At 72.2% G+C, this 6315-nt stretch carries 5 protein-coding genes and 1 pseudogene; 4 read left to right on the top strand and 2 right to left on the bottom strand.

The features are described 5' to 3' along the window. From I59_RS12155 to I59_RS12140, 3 genes are all read left to right on the top strand, one after another. Positions 1-508, top strand: a 508-nt coding sequence (locus I59_RS12155) for a carbohydrate ABC transporter permease (protein WP_022904095.1), incomplete at its 5' end; no start/stop codon positions are given. A gap of 1 nt (position 509) precedes the next feature. Further along, the gene (locus tag I59_RS12150; RefSeq protein ID WP_031273715.1) at positions 510-1424 is read left to right on the top strand and encodes a carbohydrate ABC transporter permease; all 915 of its coding nucleotides are present in this window, start codon (positions 510-512) and stop codon (positions 1422-1424) included. A gap of 758 nt (positions 1425-2182) precedes the next feature. Then, complete coding sequence (locus I59_RS12140) at positions 2183-2635, top strand: hypothetical protein (protein WP_148286205.1); 453 nt, start codon at positions 2183-2185, stop codon at positions 2633-2635. 60 nt (positions 2636-2695) lie between these two features. Here the strand turns inward: I59_RS12140 and I59_RS12135 are convergent, their stop codons facing one another. Next, positions 2696-4747, bottom strand: coding sequence for a transglycosylase domain-containing protein (locus I59_RS12135; protein ID WP_022904091.1), 2052 nt, complete (start codon positions 4745-4747; stop codon positions 2696-2698). A 275-nt stretch (positions 4748-5022) separates the two neighbouring features. Between I59_RS12135 and I59_RS12130 the strand changes: the two genes are divergently transcribed. Next, the gene (locus tag I59_RS12130; RefSeq protein ID WP_022904090.1) at positions 5023-6015 is read left to right on the top strand and encodes an alpha/beta hydrolase; all 993 of its coding nucleotides are present in this window, start codon (positions 5023-5025) and stop codon (positions 6013-6015) included. A 29-nt stretch (positions 6016-6044) separates the two neighbouring features. On the opposite strand, the pseudogene I59_RS12125 reads toward I59_RS12130, so the two are convergent. Next, positions 6045-6315: pseudogene (locus tag I59_RS12125) on the bottom strand (family 16 glycosylhydrolase); the annotation flags it as partial.

The raw sequence follows: 6315 nt of genomic DNA, 5'->3' as shown, positions 1-6315 counted from the left end.
GCCCGCGACCGGTCTGTTCGCGTCCGTCCAGCAGGCCCTCGGCATCACGCCGGGCGCCGGTGTNCTGGNGAGCCCCGACCCCGCGATGATTGGCGTCGCGATCGCCACGGTCTGGTGGACCCTCGGGTTCAACTTCGTGCTCTACCTGGCGGGTCTGCAGGAGATCCCCCGCGAGCTGTACGAGGCCGCGGCGGTCGACGGCGCCTCGAGCTGGCAGCAGATCAAGTCGATCACGCTGCCGCTGCTCGGGCGCACCACGACGCTGGTCATCCTGCTGCAGATCATCGCGAGCCTGAAGATCTTCGACCAGGTGTACCTGATGACGAACGGCGGCCCGGGCATCTCCACCCAGGTCTCCCTGCAGCTCATCACGGGCGTCGGCTTCACCGACAACCGGCTCGGTGCCGCATCGGCGGCCTCCGTGCTCCTGTTCATCGTGATCGTCGCGATCGCGGTCATCCGGCAGGTCGCCGAGCGCGCCGCCGCCAAGCGAGAGATCGGTGCCTGACGTGACCACCACCGAGAGCCTCACCACCGCCCGTCCGAAGCTCCGCTCCGGAGTGTCGGCCGCAGCCCCCGCCAACGCCGCGAAGATCGGCGTCTCCGGCAAGGGCTTCAACATCGTGGCCGGGATCATCCTCGGCGTGTTCGCGATCATCTGGCTCATCCCGAGCCTGTTCGCCCTGAAGACGTCGCTGTCCGACAACGGCGTCGCCGCACTCGGGGCGAACGCGATCCTGTCGAACTGGAACCCGACGCTGCACTCCTACGCGGCGCTGTTCCAGGCCGGCGACATCTGGAACTGGTACCTCGCCTCGGGCATCACGAGCCTCGTGACGACGGCCCTCACGGTGCTGTTCGCCTCGATGGCGGCGTTCGCGCTGTCCCGGCTGGTGTTCCGCGGCCGCAACGTCGCGTTCCTGCTCATCATCCTGGGCATCATGATCCCGACGCAGGTCCTGATCATCCCGATCTTCCAGGAGCTCAACTCCGTCGGCCTGCTCAACACCTACTGGTCGGTGATCTTCCCGCAGGTGCCCGCCGTGATCGCGGTGTTCATCTTCAAGCAGTTCTTCGACGGCATCCCCCGGGAGCTCGAGGAGGCCGCGCGCATCGACGGCGCGGGCATGTGGAAGATCTACTGGTCGGTCATCCTGCCGCTGTCGCGTCCGGTCATCGCCGCGGTGGCGATCCTGACGTTCGTCGGCGTCTGGAACAACCTGCTGCTGCCGCTGTTCGTGCTGTCGAACCCGGACCTCATGACGATCCCGGTCGGGCTCGCCACGGTCCAGGGCAGCTTCGGTCAGCGCTACGCCGACATCCAGGCCGGCGCGATCCTCGCGGCGCTGCCGCTGATCATCCTCTACCTGATCTTCCAGCGGCAGATCGTGGAGGGCGTGACGGGGTCCGGTCTCAAGGGCTGACGCCACCAGAGGTCGGACGGGAGGCGCGGCGCCAGCTGGCACCGCGCCTCCAGTCCGTCGTCCGGTCCCGCATCCCATCGCGCGCGCTGTGGGAAAGAACGCGCACCCGCGTCACCGCCCGCCAGCGACCGCACGGCACCCCCGGCTAGCCTTGCTCGTCGTGACGCTCCCCCGCCGGCCCCTGCGCACCGTGCTCGCCACGGTCGCCGTGGCATGCGCGCTCGTCCTGGCGGGCTGCACGGGCGGGTCCGACTCCCCCACGCAACCCGACGGCGATGGCGGTGGTGGCGGCGCCTCGGGCTGGTCGTACCGTGACGCCACCGGCAGCACCGTCCGGCTCGACCGTGCCCCGGAGCGGATCGTCGCACTGGACGACGTCGCGATCTCCCTCGTCCGGTACGGCCTGCACCCCGTCGGCACCTTCGGTCGTCTCCCGATCGAGCAGGACGACCGGTGGTCCGGCCTCGACACGACGGGCATCACCGACGTCGGCTCGACCCCGGCCGGGGCCACGGCCGGGGACGGGTCCGACGGCATCGACGTCGACCGGGTCGCCGCGCTGCACCCGGACCTGATCATCACCACGGTCGCCCCGGTGGACGCCGCCGGCACCCTCCCGGAGGATGCGCCCGGGACGGGGATCGCAGACGCCGAGCAGCACGACGCGCTGGCTGCCCTGGCACCGATCGCGGAGGTCCGGTGGGGTGGCGACGGCGTCGACGTCCTCCGCGACGTGGCCGGGCTGGCGACGTCCCTCGGTGCCGAGCAGTCGGTGGTGGACGCCCGCGGAGACGGACTTCGACCGTGCGGCGAAGGCCCTGGAGTCCGAGACCCGCGACCACGACGTCCGGCTCACGGCGATGTACGCGGACCACGACGGCGTGTACGTCGCCCGCCCCGACGACGACCCGGCGCTCCAGCTCTGGGCGTCGCACGGCGCGGACCTCACCGTCCCCGGGCCGAAGGGCCACTACTGGGGCGTCTACTCGTGGCCGAACGCCGGCAATGTGGGCGGTGACGTCCTGCTGCTGTCCGACGAGGGCTACCAGGTCGAGGACCTCGAGCGGCAGGCGACCTTCGCGGGCCAGCTCGCGCTCGTGGCCGGTCAGGTGCACCCGTGGGTGCGGCCGGTGTTCGACTACGCCTCGCAGGCGGCCGCGATGGAGCAGCTGACCGGCTGGATCGCGGCGAGCGAGCGCCTGGAGCGGTAGCGCCCGGCGGCAGCGCAGCGGAGACCCGGGTGAGCCCGTGCGCCGTACGCACGCCACGGCCTACCCCGCCGGGTACGCCGCGTTCACCGCCTCCTGCGCCTGCTTCCACACCGCAGCACGCGCCCCCGCGTAGGTCCCGCCCTGCCCGTTGCCGACGTACCGGAGGTTGGTCGTGCCGCCGTCGGTGTTGCCCTGCCAGTAGGCCGTCACGACCCGGCTGGTCCCGCCGACGAGCCACACCTGGTCGGCGACGTCGGTCGTGCCGGTCTTCCCGAACAGCGTCATCCCGTCCGCGGTCTGGCCGCCGGTCGCGGTGCCGCCCCGGAACGCACCCTGCATCACCTGGAAGGCCGTCGCCGCGACCGCCGGCGAGAGCACCTGGCGACAGGTCCGCGGCTGACCGCCGAGGTCCTCGCCCGACCGGTCGGTGACCTGGTCGACCACCACCGTGTCGCAGCGGACCCCGCCGTTCGCCACCGCGGTGTACGCCGACGCCATGGTGAGCGGGGCGATGCTCTCGGTGCCGAGGATCGACGCCGGGTTCGCGGGCACCTTCCCGCCGGTGGCCAGGTGCACGCCGAGCCGCGCGGCCACGTCGCGGATGTCGCACAGGTCGAGCTGCGCCGCCATGGACACGTACGCCCCGTTCACCGACTGCGCCGTGGCCTCCCGCACGGAGTACGGACCCGTCTGCGCGGGCGAGTCGTTCCGGGGGTTCCAGGCGGCGTCGATCGTCCGTCCGCACTGGGTCCACGTGCGCTGCTCGTGCCGGGTCCCGTCGACGACGGTGTCGGGGCTCCGCCCGGCCTCGAGCCACGCGAGCAGGGTGAACAGCTTGTACGTCGACCCGGGTTGGAAGCCGCGGGCGTCACCGAGCGCCTCGTCGACCGCGTAGTTCAGCGACGTCGACCCGCGCGGCGCCCCCGCGGAGCGGTCGTACGCGGTGTTCTGCGCCATCGTGAGGACCCGTCCGGTGCTCGCCTCGACGGAGTCGAACGTCGCCCCGAGCGCGAGGGCGGGGTCGGTCGCGGGGTCGTACCGGTCGAGGAGCGCCTTCTGCTCGGCGTTCCGGTCGAGGTCGATCGTGGTCTGGACGCGGTAGCCGCCGGTCCGCCACGCGGCGTCCCGCTCCGCCTGGGTCGCGCCGAGCTGCGGCAGCGCACGGGCCACGCGGACCGCGTGCTCGCAGGCGTACTCGGCTCCGGGCGGAGCGGTCCCGCACCCCTGCTTCGGCGCGGTGCGGTGCACGTACTCGGAGGGCTTCGACGCCAGCGCGGCGCGCAGTGCGGCATCCGACAGGTGTCCCTGCTCGTGCATGGCCCGGAGGACCACGTCGCGCCGCGCCTGGTTCGCCGCGAAGTGCGCCGGGGTCGAGAGGTCGCGCCGCTCAGGCCACTGCACGATGGCGATGAGCGACGCGGCCTCGGCCGGGCTGAGGTCCGTGGCGTCCTTGTCGTAGTAGTGCTGCGCGGCGGCCTGGACGCCGTAGGTCTGGTCGCCGAAGTAGGCGATGTTGAGGTACGAGGTCAGGATGTCCCGCTTCGAGTACTGCTTCGCGAGCCCGATCGCGAGCTTGATCTCCTCGAGCTTCCGCTGCGGTGTCCGCGCGGTGGCCTCGGCGATCGCTGCATCGGCCTCGGCGGCGGGCAGCTGCGACGCCTGCTCGATCTTGATGTTCCGCACGAGCTGCATGGTGAGGGTCGATCCGCCGGACCCGCCCTTGCCGTGCGCGGCCGCCACGCTGACCAGGCTCCGCACGAGCGATGTGGCGTCCACCCCGCCGTGGTCCCAGAAGCGCTTGTCCTCACCGTCGACGGCGGCGTGGCGCAGGGTCTCGCTGATCCGGTCGTACGACAGCTGCTCGCGGTTCCGGTCGAAGACGTCCGCCAGGTGCACGGGCTTCCCGCCCCGGTACGCCCACACCTCGTTGCGGCTCGACAACTCGCCGACCTCGATGTACTCCGGCAACGACGAGAACGTGTCGATGGCGGTGGTCGCCCCGAACCCGGCCAGCGCGACGGCCGGCGTCACGCCGACCCCGACCAACAGACCGGCGAGCACGCTGCCCCCGACGAAGCCGCCCACGGCCCCGATCGCTCGTCCGAACGTCATGTGTCCCCCTCGTGCACCGCGGATCGGTGCGTCCGGACCGCAACCTGTCCCCGCCGTCCGGACGACCGCCGGGATTCCCCGGGGGAATCCCGGCACGTGACCTGGGAGAGTCCCGGATCGGTACGGATCGTTACCACGGCACGGCCTGGAGGCCCGTGGCGGCGCCGCCNCGGGCCTCCAGGCCGTCGAACGGTCACGATCCGGCAACGGGCGGCGCCGCCCCGCCGCGCCCACGCTCCGCGGAGCGGGCGGGGCGCCACGAGTAGCCTCGACGGATGGCGGGGAACGGATGGCGCGAGGACGTCCTGGGGGCGCCGTTCGAACGACTCGAACTGCCCCTCGGCGAGGACCGCGAGGGTCCCGTGGTGGCCACGCTCGTGCGTCGGCGACACAGCCCCACGGACACCCTGCTCCAACCGCGCGGACCCCTGCACGGCGTCGACGTCCTGTACGTGCACGGCTGGTCCGACTACTTCTTCCAGGTCGAGCTCGCCGAGCGCCTCGAACGGCTCGGGGCCCGGTTCCACGCGCTCGACCTCCGCAAGTACGGGCGGAGCCTCCGGCCGCACCAGACCCCGGGTGACGTCGGTGACCTCGCCACCTACGACGAGGACATCGCCGCCGCCCTCGACGCGATCTCGACCGAGCACCGGGGCGGACCGCGACGGCGCCTCGTGCCGATGGGGCACTCGACCGGCGGGCTCACGCTGTCCCTCTGGGCAGCGCGGCACCCGGAGCTCGTCGACGGCCTCCTGCTGAACAGTCCGTGGCTCGAGTTCCAGGGCGCCGCGATCGGACGGGCGCTCATCGCCCCGGTGCTGAAGCTCGGCGCCCGCCGGAACCCGCTCGCACCGATGCCCGCCGTCGACCCGGGCTTCTCCACCCGCACCGTGTCGGCCGCGGGCGAGGGCTCGTGGACCTACGACCAGCGCTGGCGTCCGGAACGCGGGTTCCCACTGCACCCCGGGTGGCTGTCCGCGGTCTTCGACGGCCAGGCCCGCGTCGAGGCCGGGCTGGGGATGACCGTCCCGACGCTGGTGCTCCTCAGCGACAAGAGCATGTTGCAGCCGCGGTGGGACGAGGGCATGGCGCACGCCGACGTCGCGCTGAACGTGGACGTCGTGGCGCACCGGGCGCTCTCGCTCGGCGACGAGGTCACCGTACGGCGGCTCCGGGGCGCCCTGCACGACGTCGTGCTCTCGGAGCCCGCCGTCCGCGAGCAGGCGTACGACGCGATCGGGCGGTGGGCGCACGCGCTGCCGCGCTGAGCGACCGCACTGGCCAGCCGCGCCCCGTCTCAGGGCTGGATCGACACCCAGTCGATGAGCACGTGCCCTGCCTTGCCCCGGTTGCCGATCTGGAACGTGTAGCGGTGCGGCGTGGTCGGGACCGACTCGGTCACGGTGTCGAGCAGGACCCCGTCGAGGAAGTAGCTCACCGACTTCCCCGGCACCCAGACCGTCGTGTAGGTGTGCCAGTCCTCCCAGGAGGCGTCGGTGCGGATCCGGTAGGCCTTGTCGGCGTGCCCGGGGACCATCGAGTGGTGGAAGACGTCGGGCTTCCCGGAG

Origin of the sequence: Curtobacterium sp. B8, assembly GCF_000333315.1 — a bacterium.
In the GTDB taxonomy this organism is placed as follows: domain Bacteria; phylum Actinomycetota; class Actinomycetes; order Actinomycetales; family Microbacteriaceae; genus Curtobacterium; species Curtobacterium luteum.
Note: the sequence above shows the minus strand (reverse complement) of the source record. Positions and strands in the feature narration are given on the sequence as shown.

What these genes read in the sequence shown, in the direction of transcription:
- I59_RS12135 (WP_022904091.1), bottom strand. Translation starts at nt 4,747, where the DNA reads ATGACGTTCGGACGAGCGATCGGGGCCGTGGGCGGCTTCGTCGGGGGC.
- I59_RS12130 (WP_022904090.1), top strand. Translation starts at nt 5,023, where the DNA reads ATGGCGGGGAACGGATGGCGCGAGGACGTCCTGGGGGCGCCGTTCGAA.